Origin of the sequence: Pedobacter sp. GR22-10 (genome assembly GCF_026239715.1) — a bacterium.
GTDB lineage: Bacteria > Bacteroidota > Bacteroidia > Sphingobacteriales > Sphingobacteriaceae > Pedobacter.
On record NZ_JAPIVR010000001.1, the window covers coordinates 1,402,218 to 1,424,616 of the forward strand.

Genomic DNA, 22,399 nt, shown 5'->3' on the forward strand with positions numbered 1-22,399 from the left:
TTTTATCCTGAAATTCGGCAATCATTCACCTGAGATCTCTTTGAAGATCTAAACGTAAATTAAAGAAATAATAATGAAACAACATTTAAGTGTTTTACTGCTTCTGGCAACAGCTTTTGGTACATCGGCACAGCAAAAGAAACAGATAACCAGGCCCGCCGCAAACTATAGCATCGGAAATAAAAAAGTAACTGTTTACACCACAGCTGAAAAGTCTGAATACCGGATCAGTAAAACAGAAACATTAAATTTCATAGAAAATAAGCAACCTTTTGAAACAGAACCCTGCATTTTTGTAGACCCCACGGTAAAGTATCAAACCATGGTGGGAATCGGCGGTGCCTTAACTGATGCCTCGGCTGAAACGTTTGCCAGGCTATCTAAAAAGAACCAGCAGGAATTACTGGAAGCCTATTATAATAAAGATAAGGGAATCGGCTATACACTGGCCCGGACCAATATTGCCAGCTGCGATTTCTCCAGCGACAGTTATACTTATGTGAAAGATGGAGATAAAGATTTAAAAACCTTTAGTGTAGCACATGATGAGCAGTTTAAAATTCCATTAATCAAACAGGCCACTGCTGCCGCTGGCGGTAAATTAACTTTATTTGTAAGCCCTTGGTCGCCACCCGCCTGGATGAAGGATAACAACAGCTTAATTAAAGGCGGACACCTGCTTCCTAAATTTCGCCAGAGCTGGGCTAACCATTATGTAAAGTTTATTAAAACCTATGAAGCAATGGGCATTCCGATCTGGGGTTTATCTGTTCAGAATGAACCCATGGCTAAACAGATCTGGGAATCATGTGTATATACAGCTGAAGAAGAACGTGATTTTATCAAGAATTTCTTAGGTCCAACTCTGCAAAAATCAGGCTTGGCATCTAAAAAGTTAATCGCCTGGGATCATAACCGTGATCAGATTTTCCAGAGGGCAAGTACCATTCTAAACGATAAAGATGCTGCTAAATACGTTTGGGGCATCGGTTTCCACTGGTATGAAACCTGGACAGGCAGCGGCATGCAGTTTGGTAACGTACGCCAAACACATGAGGCTTATCCGGATAAGGCATTGATTTTTACTGAAGGTTGCAAAGAAAAATTTGATGTAAATAAATTGGATGACTGGACTTTGGGAGAGCGTTATGGCTATTCCATGATCAATGATTTTAATACCGGAACTGCAGCCTGGACCGATTGGAATATTCTTTTAGACGAAAAGGGCGGACCAAACCATGTGGGAAATTTTTGTTTTGCACCTGTGCATGCAGATCTTAAAAAAGATAAGCTTATCTATACCAATGCTTATTATTATATGGGCCATTTTTCCAAATTTATCCGTCCTGGTGCTAAAAGAGTAGGCGTAGCTTCCAGCAGAGATTTATTGCAATCAACTGCTTTCCTGAATACCGATGGCAAATTAGTGGTGGTGGTGATGAATCAGTCAGATGAGAAATTAAAATATAGTTTGTGGATTAAGGGAGAGGCTGCGAATACCACCAGCCTGCCACATTCCATTACCACATTAGTGGTAGAATAAACCAGATAAAAACCTAAACATGATCAAAAAAATCGAAAATCTTTTCTCTTTAAAAGATAAAGTAGTGGTGGTAACCGGCGCAACAGGCGTACTGGGTGAAGCATTTCTTCAGGGCCTGCATGCCGCGGAAGCAAGTCTTGTGGTTATTGGCCGAAATGAGGAGGTAGCGAAACTCCGTGCGAAAGAAGTAACCGATGCCGGTGGCAAAGCCATTTATATTATCGCAGATGTGCTGGATGAGCAGGCGCTCCTGGCAGCCAAAACACGAATCATGGAAACCTATGGCAAAATAGATGCTTTGGTGAATGCAGCGGGAGGCAATGTAGCCGAGGCCGTAATCCAGCCGGGAAGCGACATCTTCGACCTTAACATTTCAGCCTTGAAACAGGTTTTCGATTTAAACTTGTTCGGAACCATTATCCCAACTCAAATTTTTGGTCAGGAGATTGCTAAAAATGGGGGCAGTATCGTCAATATATCTTCGGTTTCTGCCACACAGGCCATCACCAGGGTATTGGGGTATTCCATGGCTAAATCTGCTGTTGACAGTTATACCAAATGGATGTCGGTAGAACTCGCTAACCGTTATCAGGATAAAATCAGAATCAATGGCATCGTACCCGGATTTTTCATTACCAACCAAAACCGGGCATTGCTCACCAATCCGGATGGCTCATTAACTGCCAGAGGTAATGCCATTATTACTAAAACGCCGTTTAAACGTTTTGGTGCACCTGAAGAATTAATTGGGGCGCTGGTTTATCTTTTAAGTGATGCATCGAAGTTTGTCAACGGAGAAAACATTACCGTAGATGGTGGTTTCTGCGCATTTTCTGGTGTTTAATTAAAAATTTCAGATTTAACGCAAGGCTCTTAAAGGATCGGATAGATTAACCAAATATAACATGAATTATAAAAAATTAGAACAAACCTGGCGCTGGTATGGTCCTGCTGATCCGGTAAGTTTGCAAGATGTGAAGCAGGCAGGCGCAACGGGGATTGTAACAGCACTTCATCATATTCCCCATGGTGAAATCTGGCCATTGGCAGACATTGAAGAAAGGAAAGCCATTATTGAAGCAGCCGGTTTGACATGGTCTGTAGTAGAAAGTGTACCGGTACATGAGGCCATTAAAACCCGAAGGGCAGATGCAGATCACTACCTGGAGAATTATAAAATTTCCCTTCAAAACCTCTCGGCCTGTGGAATAAAAATTGTGTGTTACAATTTCATGCCAGTGTTAGACTGGACCCGTACACAGCTTGATCTGGAAATGACAGATGGCTCGAAAGCTTTATATTTCAACTGGATTGACCTCGCCATATTTGACCTGTATATTTTAAAAAGGGCAGGTGCCAGAGAGGACTATTCCGAATCGATTTTAAAACGTGCAGCAGATAAATATGCCACAATGGGTGCACAGGAACTAACTGATCTGCGGATTAACGTTTTAATGGGCATCCCAAATGAAAAGGAAATTGAACTGGAAACCTTGAGGACCAGTATTGATGAATATGCTGCTATCGGAACGCAGGGTTTAAAAGAAAACCTGAAATATTTTTTAAATGCTATTGCCAATGTATGTACAGCAGAAGGCATCAAAATGACCATTCATCCTGATGATCCGCCTTATCCGATTTTAGGACTGCCACGCATCGCCAGCACGCTGGAAGATTTTAAATATATCATAGAAGAAGTTAACCAAGCATTTAATGGCGTATGTTTCTGCACGGGATCATTAGGTGCCGGAATGAAAAACAATGCCCTGGAAATTTTTAACCTTGTAAAAGACAGAATATATTTTGCGCATTTACGCAACGTGAGTAAAGATGAAGATGGTAGTTTTTACGAAGCGGACCACCTGGGCGGCGATGTAAATATGTACGAAATCATGAAAGCCCTTTCGGCAGAAAATGCCCTGAGAGACCGGTCAATTCCATTTCGTCCGGATCATGGCCACCAGATGCTGGATGATCTGGCCAAGCAAAGCAATCCTGGTTATTCGGCCATAGGGCGATTAAGGGGACTTGCAGAATTGCGCGGACTGGAAGTAGGGGTGACCGGTAACTATTAAACATTGGTCGTGTAAAATGAGGCTCAAAAGGCCTCATTTTTATTTAGGAGTATCATAAAATCTCCTTCCACAAACGCTATCAGTACATCTAACTTTTTTGTTATTTGATCCTATTTTAAATGCATCTTTGCTTGTGGCTTGAAATTTGCCCTTTAATCATTATGGAAAATAACCTGCATCCCGAAAAAAAGATTTTAACGCCTTCCGTTATTCATGATGACTTGCCAGAGGTAAAAAAAACAGAACATTTAAGGAAAACGATTCCGAACCACGAGGATATGCTACCTGAAAATCCCGAACGCAATTATCACCATGAAGAATTTAAATCGGCCACATCCAGTCATGATGAAATTAAGCAAGCTGATGATGATGTATGGAATGGTGAAGATGCTTAGCATTTAGCGATAAATTCAAACTCCCGTTTATTCCTGATTGATTTTAAATAAATATACTTCAGTTTTGTAGCGTTTTATGATCTTATAACCGTTTATCATGTAAACTAATAAAAATATGAAGCATAAATTACGATCAATTAGCGGGTTGCTACTTTTACTTTCTTTGGTCATCGTCTCTTGTAGGAAAGACAAAATACCTGCTGTACCAAAGGATGTCTTAACCGGGGCATGGGAAGAAACACCTCAAAAAGCATATAGCAGGAGATTGCTTTTCGCAACAGGAGGTCAATTCTCCATGCAAATCAGAGATCAGAATAATCAATATTGGCAAATGGAAGTGATTGGGAAATATACGATTTCCGGAGATCGTTTAATTGTGAATACTGCGAGTAACCTTGAGAAATCTGCTACGGGCAAAATCATCACGAATACCCCGGTAAATTATATTTTATTTGATAGCGGAAAGTTTTCCATTGATCAGCATAAGCTGACCATTCATTATACCACTTACCCGGCGGATGCTCCGGTAGCTACCATGGCCGTATTTAACCAGTTGATTGCCATAGATTAGCACCAACAATAATTAATTTAAAAGAAGGGATAAATTCATCAATTCTTCATTTGATATGTGGAAATTTATTAAACAATTAACAAGGTTTATTAACCCCTAAATCATATCAAAATGAAAGCAATTAAAGTTTTAATGATCGCCCTGGTAGCTACTTTCGCTGTAAATGCAGCAAATGCTCAAACCAAAGAACCTGTTAAAGCAAAAACAGAAAAAACACATGTAAAAAAAGCGCATACCAAACATCATCACAAAGCTAAAAAAGCTGCTGCGAAAATGTAAGGTGTAATTAGGTTAGGTAATTAAGCCACTTCGAATTATTTCGAAGCGGCTTTTTTATGTTCTATAAAAGCGTTAGCGAAAATATCGTATTGGACATAATAACGGAGCCAGAGAAAACCTGAAAAGTTCTGGTATAAAAAAAGGTCTTTAGCAAACTAAAGACCTTTAAATGTACCCCGGAAGGGACTCGAACCCCTGACCCTCGGTTTAGAAAACCGACGCTCTATCCAGCTGAGCTACCGAGGCTCATTTTTTAATGAGCTGCAAATATAGAAGTTCTATCTATAAAGCAAAAATATATTTTAAAGAATTTTCAATGATTTTAAATTCGCAGGAATAACCAATTCATAGCGAATTAATTAGCCTTATTGCAGGCCTTGCAAATTCCCGAAACAACCAGATTCATATCTTCAATTTTAAAGCCTTTTTCAATTTTTAATGACGGAATCTTCACCTCATCCAGGCAATAAACCTGTAAACACTTGCTGCAGTTGAAATGCACATGCTCATCATGGTGGTCATGTTCCGAACAGGAATTGGAGCAGATGGCATAATTAGCCGTACCCTGATTATCTAAAACGCGGTGGATAATGCCTTTCTCTTCAAAAGTTTTTAAAATCCGGTAAAGGGTTACCCGGTCAATTTCCTTGCCCACCACATTTTCCAGATAAGGCTGAGAGGTGGCAGAATCACGGTGAGATAAAATATCTAAAACCTGTAAGCGTGCGCCTGTCCTTTTCAGTCCGTTTTTAACTAAAAGATCTTCATATTGCTGTGTTTCCTTCTGGTTCATAATGTAAAATTAACGAATTACTTTGGCATTCTTAATGGATACAGGCGGTTCATAAGTGGCGTTGGTATTGGCCAGCTTCAAAATTCCTTTTACCCGGATGGGTTTATCGGTAAAATCAACCGGATCACTGAGTTCCACCATAATCATAATGGGCACACCATTCTGCCCGCAAAAAAAGCATTGATTGATGGGTAGGGTAGCCAATAAAAACCTTTGTTGTTTTTTACCGCTTTTGACCGGAATCAGGTAACCAGTCAAATCAAACTCTGCATCCTTAAAACGATTGATGGTCGGTCCGTAAATCGGGAGGAGCTCATTTTTATCGTTCAGTTCAAATTTAACGCTACCAATCACATCCCAGTTTAGCGACCGCAGTTCATCACCCGGCCGGTGCGGTTTCTGTTGTGCCGAACAAAAATTTACATAAAAAAATAAAATAATTACAGTCAGCTTTCTCATGGGATTTGTTTAGCACCTAATAAAAAGAATTCAGAACGGTCATCTCCAGAATTATTGATCACAAATTTCCCTTTTATTTTAATCGGCCTATCTGTAAAAGGGATGGCTGATACCATTTTCACCTCAATCATGGAGGGAATATCTCCACTGCCGCAGAACGGGCAAGATTCTATAGGTACAATAGACAGCATAAACTCTGAAAATTTTGCGCCCACTTTAGTAGGGTAGATGTAGCCCGGCAGTTCAATCACTTTGTTATTTAAGGCCATCAGTTCAGGAGGGAAGACACTTACCCATTTTAAGTGCTCTACCTGCTTGTCATAACGCAAACCGATTAAATTCCAGGTGGGTGTACGCATATCTTTATGTACTTTTACCTGGGCACGAAGTCCAGCGCAGCTGAAAAAAAAGAAGGCAATCAACAATACGTATTTCATTATTTATCTTTTGAAAGGGTACTGGCAATATCAACCCTGTAGGTTTGTATCGCCGGAATAATCGCTGCAATAATGCCTATAGCCATACCTGCGCCTATGAGGTATAATTCATCAGCCACAAAATAGGCACCAGTAAGCCGTGCCTGGGCAGATTCCTGGAAATGACCAATCATACTTAAAGCCACATGGCCGATGACTAAACCCACTATAGCTCCTGTTAAGGTAATCAGCAAGCCTTCCAGCATCACCAGAAAAAAGATTTTGATTCTGGAAGCACCAAGGCAACGCATAATAGCCAGGTCGTATTTTTTCTCTTTCATGGAATTAAATAAGCTGATGAAAACACTCAATGCAGATATGGCCATAATCAGAATGGCAAACCATTTCAAGGTATCAATACCCACACCAATCAATGAAAATAACCTGGCGCTTTCCATAGCCGGAGAAGCCGCCTGCATATTTGTACTCTGGTTTACCATTCTCGGAAATACCACTACCGACATGGGCGAACGGTACTGGATCAGCAAGGAAGTAATTTCCCGGTTGTTAATTTCCTTTTCCTCTTCGCCATGATGCGCTTTTTCTTCTTCATGACTGGGTTCGTGCATTTTATAAACACTGCCAATATTGGTCAGGATAAGATTATCCGTTACGTTACCCTGGGGTGCCAAGATGCCGGTAACTTTATAGGCATGTTGTTTATGCTCATCGTCGGAATTAGATAAACCGTGCGCCCCGAAAAATTTATCACCAACCTTTAATTTTGATTCCTGTGCTACCGCACTGCCAATAGTGGCATCAAGATCTTTATTCCAGAAAGTCCCTTCAGCTATTTTTAAACCATATAAGCCTGTAAACGTAGAATCTGTGCCCACGATCCGGTAACCCTGATAATTATCACCAAGTGCCAGCGGAACGGCACGTTTTACCATCGGGTTCTGCATCAGCTCCTGCGCATCTTTAGCCGGAATATTGCCTGTCGGAAAATCAATATGATAAATGCTGCTTAAAATGAGCTGCAGCGGACTGCCTTTCGCGCCTACCACCAGATCAATATCTTTAGAATTGCTTTCCAGTTTATTGCCGATTTGTGTGGAGGCCAGAAAAAGTATTGACAAAATACCTACTCCAAACGCCACCAGGATGATATTTAAAACGGTAGTGAGCGCATTTCCGGATAAGTTTTTTGTACTTAGTTTTAATATGTTCATGATAATAGATATTCTTGACTTAGACGGTTTCTCACTCTGTTATCATGTGTAGCCACAATTAAAGCCGCGCGGCTTGATGCAGCCTGTTCTGTTAACAATGATATCACATGTTCAGCATTTTCGTCATCCAGGCTGGAGGTTGGTTCATCAGCAATCAGCACCGAGGGATGATTAACTAATGCCCTTGCGATAGAAACCCGCTGCAGCTGCCCCTGGCTTAACTCACTTGCAAAATTTTTGGCTTTGCCAGCTAGCCCCAGCGTATCCAGCAACATCAGAATCCGCTTTCCGTCCACAGGTAAACCTGCAAAGGAAGAAGCAATAGCAATATTATCATAGATGTTTAAAGTCTTGATCAGGTGTGGCCGCTGGAAAACAACACCTATTTTCTGCCCCCTGAACTGATCGGTTTTTTTAGGAGACAAAGCATACAGATTGGTACCATCAATTTGTACATGTCCGCTCTTTGGTTTCAATAAACCAGCCAGGATATGAAGTAAAGTTGTTTTTCCGCTACCAGACGATCCAAGTAACAACCATTGTTCCTGATCTTTAATTTCCCAGTCGGGAAACTGCATCGATGGTGCCTGGTGATATTGATGAACTAGAGATTGGATGCTGATCATAATTTGTGGCGTGAGATTAAACGGATATTTTTAATGGCATAACGGCGATAAATTTCCTGCCCGTCGTTGGTTGCGTGCCGGCAGGCGGGGTTCATCATGCAGATTGCGCTCAGGGCAGTGATAAATAAAACTTTAATCTTTCTGTTCATGGCTGCAAATATATTTTGTTTTCTTTTTAGAAGGACGTTAAATCGAAATTGATACAAAAAATTAATGTGTACAACTCTTGCTCAGTCTGATGTTCAGAAAATGCGCAAAGGCAATGGCGAAACCTCCGGCCGGAATCAGTATGGGTTCCAGCACATCTATTCCCGCAAAATGCCCGGTAAAGATGAATATAAAACCCATGATCAGGATTATAATGGGTAGTTTCCGGCGATGCGTATTCCTGTATGATTTACTTAAAGACCATATGCCTAAAACCATCGAAAATAAAATCATGGAGATTTCAATAATGGGATGCGCCAGAAATTCCAGTCCCCATAACGGCAATAAGGTTAAAATAAAAGGAAGCAGTGCACAATGTATGGCACAGGCAGTAGATGCGGTAATCCCGAGTTTATCGAGGTTTATAGCTTTGATCATTTTCATAAGTGATTACTGATACAAATATAAAAGCAATATTGTTGCATTATTAAAATTGTAGTTATATTTGCAACTTAATTGCATTATTATGATAAAGAGATTGCCTGTAACCGTATTAAGCGGTTTTTTGGGAAGTGGTAAAACCACCTTACTTAACGCCATTTTAAAAAATAAACAAGGTTTGAAAGTCGCGGTGATTGTAAATGACATGAGCGAAATCAACATCGACGCGCAACTGGTTAATCGTGAAGGAAGTTTATCTAAAACAGAAGAAAAACTGGTGGAAATGAGCAATGGCTGCATTTGCTGTACCCTAAGGGAAGACCTGATGCTCGAGGTGGAAAAACTGGCCAAAGAAAACAGATTTGATTATTTACTGATTGAAAGCAGTGGCATATCCGAACCGATTCCGGTTGCACAAACTTTCTCTTTTGTGGATGAAGCATCAAATATCGATTTGGGCAGGTTCAGCTATCTGGACACCATGGTTACGGTGGTTGATGCATCTAATTTCTACCGGGATTTTGGTACCGCCGAAATATTGCTGGACAGAAACTGGGCCGATGATTCGGCAGATAAAAGAACCATTGTTAACCTGTTAACGGATCAGATTGAATTTGCAGATGTCATCCTGATCAACAAACTGGATCTGGTAACAACTCATGACGCCAATTTAATTGAAGCTTTAATTAAAAAATTAAACCCAAAGGCCAAAATTCACCGGACAGTTTTTAGTGAACTGGATCCGGCATGCGTTTTAAATACCAATCTGTTTAATTTCGAAGAGGCTTCTGCAGGTACGGCCTGGAAAAATGAACTGGATCAAGTTCATGTGCCTGAAACAGAAGAATATGGCATCAGTTCCACTGTTTTTACAGCAAAAAGACCTTTCCATCCGGAACGATTCTGGAATTACCTCAACCAGGAGTTTCCGACGAATATTATCCGTTCAAAAGGTATTTTCTGGATAGCTGCCATGCGCAATGTGGCCATCAATTTCTCGCAGGCCGGCGGTTCGTTAAGAATAGAATATGCAGGTGCCTGGTGGGCAAGCATGAATGAAGCCGAAAGAAATAGTCATGATGATTACCTTGAAAATAAAGAAATGGTTATTAGCAACTGGGATCCGATTTTTGGCGACAGGCAAACAGAGCTGGTTTTTATCGGACAGGAACTTGATATTGACGCTTTAAAAAATGAATTGCAGAAATGTTTAATTACCGATTCAGAAATCGGGGCCTACCGAAATAATTTGCTTTTTGAAAATCCTTTTGAGCAGGTAATCTGACATACCGACTAAATTCTAAAAATAAAATTTGCTTAGTTTAAAATTAAATTTAGATTTGTCTAAATTTAATTTTAGATAAACTGAATTATGAAATTTATACTGTCGCTGCTCTTTACCCTTTTTTCTACATTGGTCTATGGGCAAACCAGAACCATTAGTGGCCGCATTACCAGCGAAAAGATACCATTGGAAAACATAACAGTTAAAATACAGGGTACCGGTCAGTCTACAAAATCAAATCATTTGGGTCAGTACACACTTAATTATAAAGGAAACGAAGCGGTATTGGTTCAGTTTTCTGGTGTTGGATTTCAGTCTGAAATGGTGAGACTATCAGTCAGCGGAAACAGCTTTCAGTACGACATCAACCTGAAAGCCCAGGCGGCTGATTTAAACGATGTGGTCATTACCGGCGTGAACAGGGCGACAGCATTGCGGAAAAGCCCGGTACCGATTGCTGTTTTATCCAAAAAAAACATGGATCAGCAGGTAAATACCAATTTAATAGATGCCATTGTTAAGGGAATTCCCGGCGTTACGGCAGTAACCACCGGGCCAAATGTTTCCAAGCCATTCATTCGCGGATTGGGTTACAATCGTGTACTTACCCTGTATGACGGACTGAGGCAGGAAGGCCAGCAATGGGGAGACGAGCATGGTATAGAGGTGGACGAATATGGGATTTCGAGAGCAGAAGTGGTAAAAGGTCCGGCCAGTTTAACTTATGGATCTGATGCCCTGGCTGGGGTGATCAATATGATTCCATTGAACCCTGCATTGGAAAATGAAAAATTGGTGGGTGATTTCACCACTAACTACCAAAGCAATAATGGGCTGGTTGCCGCCTCGCTGGGCCTGGCTTATAGAAAAGAAGACTGGAAATATACCTTCAGGGCCAGTGGAAAAACCGCACATAATTACCAGAACAAGGTTGACGGACTGGTTTACGGAACAGCTTTTAGAGAATATAATTTATCAGCAGGCGCAAGGGTAGATAAAAACTGGGGCTATTCCAAAACGGCAGTTACATACTATGATAACCTGATGGAAATTCCGGATGGGAGCAGGGATTCACTCAGCAGAAAATTTACCAGACAGATACTTGATGATGGCGATGACATCAAGAACCGCCCGATAGTACCTGAAAGCGAATTAAATAGCTATACGATCAACCCTTTGCATCAGCATATCCAGCATTTCAGATTGTACAACACCAGCCAGTTCAAGCTTGGTAACGGTGATTTAAATGTGCTTATTGGTGGCCAGCAAAGTATTCGCCGTGAATATAATCATCCAACAATGTCTGGCCAGGCTGGTTTATATGTGGTGCTGAATACCTTTAATTATGATCTTAAATATAACCTGCCAGATTTTTCAGGCATTCAAAGCACTTTAGGCATAAATGGAATGCTCCAGGGCAACAGGAGTAAGGCGGCGACCGATTTTCCCATTCCGGACTATGACCTGTTTGATATCGGTGCCTTTTATTTTGCCCGTAAATCATTTGGAAAAATAGATATCTCAGGTGGCTTAAGGGTAGATCGGCGAAATATCAGCTGGAATAATTTTTATGTGGGTACGGATCCGCAGACTGGTTTTGGTAAAAAAGTTACCGACACTGATCCCCATGGCGATTTACAATTCCCTGCATTCAGTAAGAATTATTATGGCCTGTCCGGAAGCCTTGGACTTACCTACAATGTATCAGAAAAACTATTAATCAAAGCCAATATTGCCCGTGGTTACCGCGCGCCGAATATTACCGAAATCGGCTCAAACGGACTTGATCCTGGCGCACACATTGTTTACCTGGGCAACAGAACATTTAAACCAGAATTTAACCTGCAACAGGATCTGGGTATCATTGCCTACCTGAAAGATGCTGATCTGAGCCTGGAAGTATTCAATAATGATATTCAGAATTACATTTATCAGTCGCGCTTAACAGATGATAATGGCAACCCGGTGGTGATTGTGCCCGGTAATTTAACGTACCAGTACCAGCAATCAAAGGCCAGGCTTTATGGTGCTGAGTTCAGCATCAATCTTCACCCTTCACAGTTTAAATGGTTAAATTTTAATAATAGCCTGGCTTATGTGGTTGGTTTGAATAAAAATAAAACCTTGCTAGATCTTCACGGTCAGGATGCGAAGTATTTACCTTTTATTCCACCCCTGCAAATCCGTTCTGAACTGAAAGCAACTGCTCAGCATCCCATCGGTTTTTTAAACCAGCCTTATGTTAAGATAGATGCGGCTATTTTTGCTGATCAAAACAGGTTTTATGCATTGGATAATACCGAAACCTTTACCAAAGGCTATACCCTGATTAATCTGGGGATCGGCTCTACCATCAAATCCAAAAAGGAAAAAACACTGATGGATATTTTTATACAAGTGGATAACGTATTCAATGTGGCTTATCAGTCACACCTGAACCGCCTTAAATATTTTGAATATTATAACGCCACGCCAGGTGGAAGATCAGGCATTTATAATATGGGCAGAAACATCAGCTTTAAAATGATTGTTCCGTTTTAACTGAACTTGAAATCAGCAGCATGAATATGTTGCCGATTTTTCTATATTTATATCTTATGGAAGAATCATTAAGTGAACAGAGACTGGCTTTTTTAAGGCAATCTGTTGGAAAAGTCATGACCAATTCACCATCAAACTATATGAACTGGCTGGCTCCGGTATTGGTTAAAGCAGAAAGTGGTGTGTTGGTTTGCAGGTATACCATTCGAAAGGAAATGACAAATCCGTACCAGATTTTACATGGCGGTGTAACTGCCGGAATTATTGATGATTTAATTGGTGCAACAGTGTACACCATGGGCCTGAATGATCGGTATACCACAGTAAATAACTATATAGATTACTTTGCCCCGGCAGCAGAAGGCGATGAGATTGTGGCCGAAACAGCAGTTGTTAAACGGGGGAGAACCATTTTAAATTTACAATGTGAAGTGTTTTTACCTTCAAGAAAACGGCTGATTGCTAAAGGCTATTCCAATATGTTAAACATAGGTTAACTTATTCCTGCAGGCTTTGCGATTATTTATTAATTCCTTAAAACTGATGAAACATTCATTGTGATTTCTTGTTGTATCTTAACCAGAAATATAATGAGCCATGTTAGAAAATTATTCATCCCTGCAATTCATTGTGAGAGGCAAGATTTTTAAAGGATTTTGCATGCGCATTCAAGACGATTTTCATGAAACTTATGCTGTTGTTTTAGACGGTTACCATTCTTTTTGTATCTGGTTAGACCACAAGACAGAAAAATGGTGTGCTTCTAAACATATAGCAATTGAACCCGATGCGATTGATGAAATTATCAACAGAATTTCAGTTCCGCCGCAAGTTTCTTAAATCCTGACCCGTAGTGCTCATCACATAAAAAATCTCTGACCCATACCGGATCAGGGATTTTTTATTTAATACCTTATTAAGATGGAGTGCTACGAGCTGAACTGATCAAAAAACAATTTAGCATTCATATGCAAATCATACTGTTACTTAACCAAAAAACAGGTAACAAATGCCAATCGCTGTACATACTCCAACCAAGTCAGCAAGTAACATTGATCCGATGGCGTAGCGCGTATTTTTAATCTGCACGGATCCAAAATAAACCGCAACAACATAAAAAGTAGTATCAGATGCACCCTGGAAAATACCGGATAACCGGCTTGCAAAAGAATCAGCACCATAGGTTTCCATGGTACTCACCATCATGCCCCTAGCAGCACCGCCACTCAAAGGCCTGATTAATGCGGTAGGAAGTCCCTCTACAAAACGTGTATCCGTTCCAAAATAAACAAAAACACTTTTAATGGCATTGATCACCACATCGAAAGTACCACTGGTACGCAGTAAACTGATGGCCACCAGCATGCCCACTAAATAGGGAATAATATTGATTGCCGTTTTAAATCCATCTTTCGCTCCCTCAATAAAAGCATCAAATACATCTATTTTTTTATATAAGGCTCCCAATACAATAACCAGAAAAATCAATAAGATTAAGCCGTTGCTTAATATACCGGAGAAAGACTGAATACCAGCGGCATCCAGTGACCTGATGTAAAGTACCAGGCTGGCGATAACGGCAGATAATCCGAAAATCCAGCAGATAACCACCGGTTGCAGGAGGTTAATTTTCTGTTTAAATGAAACAATAAGCATAGCCGCCATGGTACCTACAAAAGTTACAATGAGGCAGGGAATAAAAACATCAGTAGGATTAGAGGCATTTTGTGAAGCCCTGATGGCAATTACACTTACCGGAATTAAACTTAAACCAGCTGCATGCAGGCATAAAAACATAATCTGTGCGTTGGAAGCCGTATCCTTTTGCGGATTCAGTTCCTGCAAACTTTCCATCGCCTTCAATCCGAAAGGTGTTGCGGCATTATCAAGTCCCAGTAAATTGGCAGAAAAGTTCATGATCATGTGGCCCATGGAAGGATGTCCTTTTGGAATATCCGGAAATAGCTTAGAGAAAAATGGCCCAACAATTCTGGAGAGCAACCTGATGCCGCCTGCCTTTTCGGCAATACTCATCAAACCCATAAACAATGCCAGAATACCAATTAATTTAAGACAAAGTTCTACCGCAACCCAACAGGTTTGAATGATGCCATCCAATTTGAGTGGATTGGCAGCATCATCCGCTTTCCCAATCACCATCCAGCTGAAAATGTCAGTTTGCCCTAAAAAGAAACACTTTATACCAGCCACTACAATGGCAACGATAATGAATGCAGACCAGATCCTACTTAATGCCATTGGGTTTGTTTAGTTTATTTTAACGGGATGAAAATAACTTTTTTAAATGAAAGTATAAAAGGGAGTTTAGAGTTTTTAGTCGGGAGTAGTGAGTTCCAGGTGCATAAAAATCAAAAAGCCCATCATCTTTAACTTTTCAAGCAAGGATGATGGACTTATATTCGGCACTGATACTTTTAACTCTGAACTAACTTACGGTTTATTGTCTGTTAACTCGAAGCCCCATGTTTTGCCTTTTTCTGTAGCAGGGATTCCGCTGGCCATCCATACCGGCGCTTTCGCACCTTTTAGATAATGATCAAAAAATTGCTGCTCACGGATCTGAATATCTTTACGGTTTTGACGCTGAACCAGGTTATGCGCTTCGCCATTGTAATTTAACATCCAAACAGGCTTGCCCAGGCGGCGTAAACCTGTAAACATTTCAATTCCCTGGTACCAGGGCACGGCTCCATCCGCATCATTCGCCATGACGACTACGGGTGTATTTACCTTTGGAAACATAAAAAGAGGCGAATTTTCGATGTATAATTCAGGTTTTTCCCAAAGTGTTGCCCCGATACGGCTTTGCGTTTTCTCGTACTGAAACTGGCGGTTCATCCCGGTTTCCCAACGGATTCCACCATAGGCTGAAGTCATATTTACTACCGGAGCACCTGCCCATGCCGCTGCATACATGTTATTTTGCGTAATCAGGTAAGCCACCTGGTAACCACCCCAGCTTTGTCCCTGGATACCAATTTTTGTACCATCAACCCAGCTGCTTTTCTTCAGGCTTTCTACACCAGAGTTAATGTATTCTACAGCTGATTGGCCAGGATGTCCATTATCGTAATTGATATCCGGTGCAAAAACCAGGTAGCCGTTGCTTACAAAAAAGGAGATATTCAATCGGGAAGGTGTAGGAGCAGGTGCCTGATAATTGTATAAACCATCTGTTAGCTTTTCATAAAAATAAGCAATCATCGGATACTTTTTATTCGGATCAAAATTTTCCGGTTTATATAAAATACCTTCTGCCTTAAACCCTTTAGGCGTTGTCCATTTAACCAGTTCCGCTGTACCCCAATTGTAGTTTTGCTGTTGAGGATTGGTATTGGTTAATTTTGTTTCGGTTTTAAAATCAGTAGTTACATAGACATTTGGCGATGCTACATAACTGGCCTTATCATAAATGTAAATTTCAGCATCCTTAGCTTTAGCCAGGTTAGAATATTTGAATTTATCCATTACAACTGGTTCAGGTGCCTTCACTGTACCCACATTGGTACGGTAAAAACCATTTTCTTTGGTTACATTATTAAAGGCGTTTAACCAGATCACTTCATTAGATTTTATAAATTTATTATCTGTATTTCTTTCCTGCCTGCTTTCTGGCAATACCCTTTCATAACGGAAAGTAATCTGATTGGACCTGCCGAAACCTGCGGTAATGTTTTTAGGTTCCGATTTTCCATCAGGTGAAAACGACCAGAGGTCGTACCGGTCATTTAAGATAACAGCCTTGTCATCTGCGGTCCAGGTAGCTACGCCGTAAGCAGAAGGCAGATCAGGCACATCATTATCCTCATCTACAAATTTCACATTTAAACGTTCAGTAAGTGCGGTGGTTTTTGAAGTTAAGATACTATAAGTGTACCAGTTGCCACTTTTCCTGTCGAAATACAATACATAATTTCCACCCGGAGAAGCCATGGCATAACCATTCAGTTCGGTAATTATTTTTTTACGCTGACCTGTTTTCGTATCAACAAGGCAATAATCTTTTGAAGTTGATCCACTCCATTGCGATTCAATTCTATGGCCATAATCTGTATAGGCCAGCACAGCATTGGCATTTCCTTCGGCCATCAGGTTCGCATCAGGTACTGTCAGGTCAGTTAAGGGAATCACTTTAGGATCGCTGCTAAACACATCAATGACGGATAAATAACTCTTTTTGCTATCGCGATCTGCATTTTTAAGCTGCATGGGCTGCAGGTAGTCATCCTTATAATTCCATACATCTACCTTAGCTACTTCAAAATCAACAATACTGGTATCTTTCGGACTTTTAACCGGAGCAATCCCGAAAAACAATTTTTTCCCGTCTTTGCTAAAGGTTACTTTTCCATCGCCATTTACCGTCCATTTGGCAGGGATGCCCGGCATATCGTAATCCACGATGATCTGCGCGGTATCCAGGCTCAGCGAGTTGTAATAAACATTGTAATTTTTAATTTCCTGTTTTTCCGGACTTTGTTCACCCACAAATGCCAGGTGCTCACTTTCCTCATCAAAAATGAAATTTTTAAAGCTTCCTTTGCCTTTGATCAAGGTTTTTAAGGTTCCTTTTTCGGTATTCCATAAATAAACACCCTGTGGAGCAGTTTTATCCTTTTTGGATCCGCTGCAGCTAAAAACCAGTTGCTTGCCATCTTTACTAAAGGCATAATCGGTTACAAATTTATAGGTCTGATCAGTTCCTGTGCTCAGGTTTTTAATTACCAGATCGGTTCCTTCTTCCGTTTTGCCCTTACCTGCGGGTTCATCGGCAACAAAATCTATCGCGTCATCTTTGTTTTCTGCTGGTTTGTTAACTTTTTTAGCGGTATCAGGCTTCTCTGTCAGATAAGCCATCACTCCTGAACCTTCTTCAGGAAATTTAAAAGATTTGACACGGGCAATTTTGGTGATTGCATTGGTGGTCAGATTGGCGATCCCCAGTGAATCTTTTGGCATATCTTCTGGTTTTTTCTTTTTGATCTTGGCCTGACGGAGATCTTTATTAAAAGGGCGGATGCTAAATGCCGCAAATTTGGAATCATTGCTAAACTGTGCGTTCATTCCTCTTGGTATCCCAAGTTTAGCATTGGTTTTAAGATTATTGATGAACAATTGGGCATCACCTTCCTGCTGTAAAACCCCATACATTGCCCACGTGCCATTATTTGATAATTGCTTACTTCCAATTGATTCCCAGGTATCATACACCGTATGATCTAAAGGTTTCTTTTGCGCGTAAGCAAAATTGACAACTAAAAAAAGTATAATAGATAGTCTTTTTTGCATTTTTTTTAATAGATTAATTTGTTGGTTTTGAATTCAAGCATCTAAAATTGGAAAATTCTGCCTCATTATGAAACATGTATGCCAAATATTACATTATCTCAATTTGGTGAAATAAAAAGAATGAGGTTTAATATTTTCTTTTGTAAAAAACTCATTACATTAGAGGCTTCAAAATGAAGTGTAATATTTAATTAATTATTATTTACCTGATGATTTGCACGGTTTAATCCGGCAAAATATAAAATGATTAAAACGCAACTTTTCTGTGTTATAGTTATTTTCAGATTCCGTACCTGTTATGTATAAAGCGAAGTCGTTTTTATCCCGGTTAGTTTACAATAAGTTTTTCTGGCAGTTTTTCCTGGCTATTTTTATGCTGGGTACCGCTATTTTTTTTATCCGTGCACAACATGTGGAAGTTTTACAAATCAGGGCGCAGTTAAATACAGCCGTGCCGGTTTATATTGCTATTGGCATACTACTTACTATTTTATACGTCGTTGCACAAGGACAAATGTACGTGTATAGTTTTAAAGCATTGAACGTGCCTATCCGTTTGCAAAATGCCATTATACTGTTTCTGAAGCGGAACCTGATCAGCATTTTTCTCCCGGCAGGAGGGTTTTCATCATTGGTATTTTTTACCAAAGGAATAGAAGAAGAGGGCATCTCTAAATCCAAAATCCACCTTTCTTCAACGCTTTTCGCCTTCTGTGGCATTCTTTCAGTCGTTATCGTAGCTATACCTGTATTGGGGATCGCAATTTTAAGCACCAAACTCGGTTTGGTAGAAATTTTAAGTTTTGCCTTTCTGCTTTTACTGACGGTATTTTTATTTGTTGTGATATATTCCATATCTAAAAAAGGCTGGGCATATCAATGGCTTTCGAAGTTAAGACCATCTTTATCAACTGTATTGGATGATATGATCGATGAACGGATCAGCCGGAAACATTTCTGGCTAACCTTGTTCACCTCCATCGGAATAGAATTTATTGGCATTATACATCTTTATATCTGCATGCTTGCTTTGGGCTTTCATGCCAGTATACCTGCGGCCATCATCGGATATATTGTAATGGTTATTTTGCTGATTGCTTCTCCCTTTCTACGTGGCCTGGGTACCATAGAAGTTTCATTAACATTTATCCTGAGTCAGTTTGGCTTTCCGGTAATTGCTGCTGCTACCATTACCTTAATGTTCAGGTTCTTCGAATTCTGGCTTCCGCTGATCGGAGGTATCATCAGCTTCATTACCAGAAAAGACAGCATTGTTTTAAGAATCATGCCTGCATTTATTATCCTGATCTTGGGCGTAGTTAATATTATATCATCTATCAGTCCGGCGATACCAGCCCGACTTCGTTTAGTGAAGAATATTTTTCCGGAAGACCTGATTGTGACCAGTAATGCCATTGTTTTAATATTCGGGCTTATCCTGGTCATGATCAGCATTTTCTTACTCCAGGGTTCTAAACGTGCCTGGTACGTAGCCGTGTCATTAACATTGATTTCTGTTTTAGGACATTTATTTAAAGCTGCAGATTATGAAGAAGCCATTTTAGCTTTAGTGGCTTTTTTATCCCTTTTTTACACCCGTGCCAATTACAAGCTTAAAACACATTCCAAATTGATAAAGGTAGGTTATCCAATATTTCTATTTGCCATTTTAGCTGTTTTTGCCTACGGTGTCATTGGCTTTTATTTTATTGATAAGCGCCATTTTGGTGTGGAATTTCAATTTATAGATTCGGTTAAAGCCGTGTTGAAAGTCATATTTTTTATAGATGATAAAGCGCTGCATCCTTTAACCAGGTTCGGATCACATTTTGAACAATCCATTTACTGTGCAAGCGGGCTCGTAATCTTATTTATTGTGTTCGATTTGTTTAAACCTTATTTCTTTAAGCCATACAATTCTGAAGCGGATTTTGCAGATGCCGAAAGCCTGCTGCAGCAGAAAGGTATATCGGCCCTGGATTACTTTAAAACTTACCCGGATAAGTTTATTTATTTCAATGAAGACCGGACGGCCTTTATCAGTTTTAAAATTACCCGTCATTTTGCTATGGTACTGGAAGATCCGGTTGCTGAATCAGTAGAACAGAAACTGGAGATGATTAAGAAATTTGAGGCGCGTTGTGAAGAAAATGGCCTTATTGCTGCTTATTACCGTGTTCCGGAAGAGTCGCTGCCTTTCTATAAATCCATAGGAAAGAAATCTATCCCGGTGGGCGAGGAGGCCATTTTAAACCTGGAAACCTTTACTATTGATGGAGGCAAAATGAAAACCACCCGAAGTGCCATTAACCGTTTGGGTGGAGAGGGTTTTATCTTTAAGGTTTATCACGGACCGCAAAAGGAGGGGCTGTTACAAAAATTACAAACTGTATCTGATCACTGGCTCCGGGAACTGAATCAGAAAGAGGTAGCCTTTACACAGGGCATATTTGATAAGAACATTTTAAAAAATCAAACCATTTTAACCATCGAGGATCAGGAAGAAAAAATTTACGCCTTCTTAAACCTGGTTCCTGATTATGCCCCGGGAGAAGCCACCTATGATATGATCAGGAAAGAAACAGATGCCCCGAACGGCATTCTGGATATGCTGCTGGCTAAAACTTTTTTATACCTTAAGGAGCAAGGTTATTCCAGTGTAAACATGGGACTGGCACCATTATCAGGCATTGACGGGGTTGATGTAACGCAAAAAACCATTAAATACGCTTATGATCATTTAAAGATATTTGCCCAGTTTAAAGGTTTGCGCCGTTATAAAGAAAAATTTTATCCTACCTGGAAAAAGAAATATTTGATTTACAGTCACCATTATCATTTATTACAGGTTCCGCGTGCATTAAAAAGAATTTCAGAAGGTAGCTAAATTTAGATTCCGGTTAAAATGGTAGCTACTACCTTGTGGATATCATTATCATATTTGTGTGACCCGGGTATTAAGGTTTTATTCAGGTTTTTACGGTCTTTCAGCAGTTTATAAAATTCGCTGTCTTCCTCCTTACCAAAAATGCAGTACGTTGTAGAAGTATGTTTATACAACTCAGGCAGGGTTTTGTATTTGGCCTCTCTGCTTCCAAATCCTATTAAATCGCTTACCCTCACCACAAAATCAGTAGAAGATGAGGGCGACAGTAAAACAGATGACCTGAGCTTTTTAAACAACTCTTTCGGCAATCTTGGGACGCTGAAAGCAACCGCATCCGCACCAAAGGAATAACCTACCAAACTAAATTCTTCCTTACCATAGGCTTTTAGGTAGTGCTGAATGATTTCTGAAAAATCATGAGCCGTTTGATCAGGACTTTTCTGCGCCCAGAAATATTTCCGGCTATCCAGGCTTACCACTGAATAATTTTTCTGCACCATTTCATCTACGATTTTTTGAGAGAAACTGTTCATGCCACCATCTCCGCTAATGTAGAAAATCAATGTTTTGGCATTGCCTTTACCAGAGCCGCTTAATGGGTATTGAGATATATCCTGAGCGAAAATAAATGCAGGCATAAGCAGCAGGATCAATAATGAAAAATGGCGCATGGCTTGTTGATTACTTTTGAATGGGAAGCGCAGAAATAATTTTATCATAACTGCTTTCTTCATAATGGTGATTGCCTTCCAGGCTGTCCAGCTGAAAATTAGGAAGGGAAATATTTTTCAGGTGCTTTTCATTTTCAGCTTTACCATAAAAACAATATACCGGAATGGTGATTTCTTGTACTTCCAGATCAACCTTATAACGATAATGATCTGATGAAATATTTGTGAGGTCAAAAAGATGAACTGCAAAATCCGTTGTGGTATAAGGCGAGAGCATTTCTAAAGCCTTAATATGCTTTTTGGCGCGGTAAGGCAGTCGGTTATAAATGAAGGGAATCACATCTGCCCCAAAAGAATAACCACATAGGTAAACCTGGTGGGCATGATATTTAAAGGCATATTTTCTGATGAGTTGAAGCACATCCTGTTTAGTCTGTTCAGGTGTTTTCTGTTTCCAGAAATAACTCCGTGAATTAATGCCAATGGTTTGAAAACCATTTTCTGCAAACTTTAAGGATAAGCTATCTTCAAATTTCATCCAGCCACCATCTCCCGAAAAAAATATTAGCAGTCTTTTTGTAGGTAATTTTTGAGCGGGATACAGAAAAACAGGCAGGTTAAATTCTATGGTTTCAATTCCCTTATTTTCACTGATTCTATTGCGCTTAAATAGGGCACAGCTGCTTAAGATTAAACATACGATTAAAAGAAGCAGCTTATTTTTCATC

At 40.1% G+C, this 22,399-nt stretch carries 22 protein-coding genes and 1 tRNA gene; 11 read left to right on the forward strand and 12 right to left on the reverse strand.

Features of this window, described 5'->3' with window-relative positions:
- Positions 1-73 precede the first annotated feature (73 nt).
- The 6 genes from OQX64_RS05980 (at position 74) to OQX64_RS06005 (ending at position 4,863) form a co-directional block, all read left to right on the forward strand.
- On the forward strand, positions 74-1,543 hold the full coding sequence (locus OQX64_RS05980) for a glycoside hydrolase family 30 protein (RefSeq protein WP_265818037.1): 1,470 nt from the start codon (positions 74-76) through the stop codon (positions 1,541-1,543).
- A 19-nt stretch (positions 1,544-1,562) separates the two neighbouring features.
- Positions 1,563-2,387 carry an SDR family oxidoreductase gene (locus OQX64_RS05985; RefSeq protein WP_265818038.1) on the forward strand — a complete coding sequence of 275 codons (825 nt, stop codon included), beginning with the start codon at positions 1,563-1,565 and terminating at the stop codon, positions 2,385-2,387.
- Between the two features lie 61 nt (positions 2,388-2,448).
- Positions 2,449-3,618, forward strand: a complete 1,170-nt coding sequence (gene uxuA, locus OQX64_RS05990) for a mannonate dehydratase (protein WP_265818039.1) — start codon at positions 2,449-2,451, stop codon at positions 3,616-3,618.
- Between the two features lie 161 nt (positions 3,619-3,779).
- Positions 3,780-4,013, forward strand: coding sequence for a hypothetical protein (locus tag OQX64_RS05995; RefSeq protein ID WP_265818040.1), 234 nt, complete (start codon positions 3,780-3,782; stop codon positions 4,011-4,013).
- Positions 4,014-4,128: 115 nt separating this feature from the next.
- Positions 4,129-4,584 (forward strand): hypothetical protein, encoded by a 456-nt coding sequence (locus OQX64_RS06000; RefSeq protein WP_140418675.1) that lies wholly within the window; start codon positions 4,129-4,131, stop codon positions 4,582-4,584.
- A 111-nt stretch (positions 4,585-4,695) separates the two neighbouring features.
- On the forward strand, positions 4,696-4,863 hold the full coding sequence (locus OQX64_RS06005) for a hypothetical protein (RefSeq protein WP_172406513.1): 168 nt from the start codon (positions 4,696-4,698) through the stop codon (positions 4,861-4,863).
- Positions 4,864-5,035: 172 nt separating this feature from the next.
- Here OQX64_RS06005 and OQX64_RS06010 read toward each other — a convergent pair.
- The 8 genes from OQX64_RS06010 to OQX64_RS06045 all read right to left on the reverse strand — a co-directional run bounded on the left by OQX64_RS06010 (position 5,036) and on the right by OQX64_RS06045 (position 8,980).
- Positions 5,036-5,109 (reverse strand) — tRNA-Arg (locus OQX64_RS06010).
- Between the two features lie 109 nt (positions 5,110-5,218).
- Positions 5,219-5,656, reverse strand: a complete 438-nt coding sequence (locus OQX64_RS06015) for a Fur family transcriptional regulator (protein WP_088301665.1) — start codon at positions 5,654-5,656, stop codon at positions 5,219-5,221.
- A 9-nt stretch (positions 5,657-5,665) separates the two neighbouring features.
- The gene (locus tag OQX64_RS06020; RefSeq protein WP_253249025.1) at positions 5,666-6,115 is read right to left on the reverse strand and encodes a hypothetical protein; all 450 of its coding nucleotides are present in this window, start codon (positions 6,113-6,115) and stop codon (positions 5,666-5,668) included.
- Positions 6,112-6,552, reverse strand: coding sequence for a hypothetical protein (locus tag OQX64_RS06025; protein WP_265818041.1), 441 nt, complete (start codon positions 6,550-6,552; stop codon positions 6,112-6,114). The genes OQX64_RS06020 and OQX64_RS06025 overlap by 4 nt, the downstream gene beginning before the upstream one ends.
- Positions 6,552-7,763 carry an ABC transporter permease gene (locus tag OQX64_RS06030; RefSeq protein WP_265818042.1) on the reverse strand — a complete coding sequence of 404 codons (1,212 nt, stop codon included), beginning with the start codon at positions 7,761-7,763 and terminating at the stop codon, positions 6,552-6,554. The genes OQX64_RS06025 and OQX64_RS06030 overlap by 1 nt, the downstream gene beginning before the upstream one ends.
- Positions 7,760-8,389 carry an ABC transporter ATP-binding protein gene (locus OQX64_RS06035; protein WP_265818043.1) on the reverse strand — a complete coding sequence of 210 codons (630 nt, stop codon included), beginning with the start codon at positions 8,387-8,389 and terminating at the stop codon, positions 7,760-7,762. The genes OQX64_RS06030 and OQX64_RS06035 overlap by 4 nt, the downstream gene beginning before the upstream one ends.
- Complete coding sequence (locus tag OQX64_RS06040) at positions 8,386-8,538, reverse strand: hypothetical protein (RefSeq protein ID WP_172406514.1); 153 nt, start codon at positions 8,536-8,538, stop codon at positions 8,386-8,388. The genes OQX64_RS06035 and OQX64_RS06040 overlap by 4 nt, the downstream gene beginning before the upstream one ends.
- 61 nt (positions 8,539-8,599) lie before the next feature.
- The gene (locus tag OQX64_RS06045; RefSeq protein ID WP_265818044.1) at positions 8,600-8,980 is read right to left on the reverse strand and encodes a MerC domain-containing protein; all 381 of its coding nucleotides are present in this window, start codon (positions 8,978-8,980) and stop codon (positions 8,600-8,602) included.
- Between the two features lie 82 nt (positions 8,981-9,062).
- Between OQX64_RS06045 and OQX64_RS06050 the strand changes: the two genes are divergently transcribed.
- The 4 genes from OQX64_RS06050 (at position 9,063) to OQX64_RS06065 (ending at position 13,643) form a co-directional block, all read left to right on the forward strand.
- Positions 9,063-10,262: a GTP-binding protein gene (locus OQX64_RS06050; RefSeq protein ID WP_265818045.1), complete on the forward strand. Its 1,200-nt coding sequence runs from the start codon at positions 9,063-9,065 to the stop codon at positions 10,260-10,262.
- An 87-nt stretch (positions 10,263-10,349) separates the two neighbouring features.
- On the forward strand, positions 10,350-12,803 hold the full coding sequence (locus tag OQX64_RS06055; protein ID WP_265818046.1) for a TonB-dependent receptor: 2,454 nt from the start codon (positions 10,350-10,352) through the stop codon (positions 12,801-12,803).
- Between the two features lie 56 nt (positions 12,804-12,859).
- The gene (locus tag OQX64_RS06060) at positions 12,860-13,300 is read left to right on the forward strand and encodes a PaaI family thioesterase (RefSeq protein WP_265818047.1); all 441 of its coding nucleotides are present in this window, start codon (positions 12,860-12,862) and stop codon (positions 13,298-13,300) included.
- Positions 13,301-13,400: 100 nt separating this feature from the next.
- On the forward strand, positions 13,401-13,643 hold the full coding sequence (locus tag OQX64_RS06065; RefSeq protein WP_088301672.1) for a hypothetical protein: 243 nt from the start codon (positions 13,401-13,403) through the stop codon (positions 13,641-13,643).
- 147 nt (positions 13,644-13,790) lie between these two features.
- Here the strand turns inward: OQX64_RS06065 and OQX64_RS06070 are convergent, their stop codons facing one another.
- Together OQX64_RS06070 and OQX64_RS06075 are read right to left on the reverse strand one after the other, a co-directional pair.
- On the reverse strand, positions 13,791-15,062 hold the full coding sequence (locus OQX64_RS06070; protein ID WP_265818048.1) for a nucleoside recognition domain-containing protein: 1,272 nt from the start codon (positions 15,060-15,062) through the stop codon (positions 13,791-13,793).
- A 192-nt stretch (positions 15,063-15,254) separates the two neighbouring features.
- Positions 15,255-18,113 carry a prolyl oligopeptidase family serine peptidase gene (locus OQX64_RS06075; RefSeq protein ID WP_265818049.1) on the reverse strand — a complete coding sequence of 953 codons (2,859 nt, stop codon included), beginning with the start codon at positions 18,111-18,113 and terminating at the stop codon, positions 15,255-15,257.
- Positions 18,114-18,411: 298 nt separating this feature from the next.
- On the opposite strand from OQX64_RS06075, the gene OQX64_RS06080 reads away from it, so the two are divergent.
- Positions 18,412-21,000, forward strand: coding sequence for a phosphatidylglycerol lysyltransferase domain-containing protein (locus OQX64_RS06080; RefSeq protein WP_265818050.1), 2,589 nt, complete (start codon positions 18,412-18,414; stop codon positions 20,998-21,000).
- Between the two features lie 2 nt (positions 21,001-21,002).
- Here OQX64_RS06080 and OQX64_RS06085 read toward each other — a convergent pair whose 3' ends face one another.
- Both OQX64_RS06085 and OQX64_RS06090 read right to left on the reverse strand, forming a co-directional pair.
- Positions 21,003-21,719, reverse strand: coding sequence for an AcvB/VirJ family lysyl-phosphatidylglycerol hydrolase (locus tag OQX64_RS06085; RefSeq protein ID WP_265818051.1), 717 nt, complete (start codon positions 21,717-21,719; stop codon positions 21,003-21,005).
- The gene (locus tag OQX64_RS06090) at positions 21,682-22,398 is read right to left on the reverse strand and encodes an AcvB/VirJ family lysyl-phosphatidylglycerol hydrolase (protein WP_265818052.1); all 717 of its coding nucleotides are present in this window, start codon (positions 22,396-22,398) and stop codon (positions 21,682-21,684) included. Before OQX64_RS06090 ends, OQX64_RS06085 begins: the two co-directional genes overlap by 38 nt.
- Position 22,399: the final 1 nt, after the last annotated feature.